Here is a 519-nt window from a genome sequence, read left to right on the forward strand (position 1 = left end):
CTCAGAACGTACCAATCTTATCCAAGGATTCGATTCCGATACTTCCAAAGCCATAGTCTTACCCTCGCCTACTGTATAAGTACCTAAAGTTCCGTCAATATAACGACCGAAATCATATCCGTAAGTCTCGTTATTGAAGTCCAGCATACCCTCTAAGGTATCATCATTTTTCTCCAATACCACAGTCAGACAGTCTTCATCGTATACCTCCGAAAATCCTTTGCGTCTGAACTGAAGTTTTGCTTCTTGCTGAGGAGCATTAGGAGCCAACAACTTTTTTGCAATTCTGAAGACATTTCTTTCTGCCAAACTGGAAGCTTCCGGATTGACAGGAGTGACTTCTATCACTCCGTTTCCACCGTCCACATATTCCAGTTCCTCACCACAATTCAACGCAAGGTCAAATGTTCCAGACAAGTAACTTACAGAGACTCCTCGCGCATCCGGCAAAATGGTAGCTCTGTCGTTCAACACACTCAGCTTCTCGTTTACCGTAATAAAGCTTTCCCGATCCGGAGT

The 519-nt window shown here is 43.9% G+C and carries 1 protein-coding gene; it reads right to left on the bottom strand.

Features of this window, described 5'->3' with window-relative positions:
• Positions 1-519, bottom strand: a 519-nt coding sequence (locus O6P32_RS13580; RefSeq protein WP_269879058.1) for a hypothetical protein, incomplete at both ends; no start/stop codon positions are given.

Origin of the sequence: Phocaeicola acetigenes (assembly GCF_027529745.1) — a bacterium.
In the GTDB taxonomy this organism is placed as follows: Bacteria; Bacteroidota; Bacteroidia; order Bacteroidales; family Bacteroidaceae; genus Phocaeicola; species Phocaeicola acetigenes.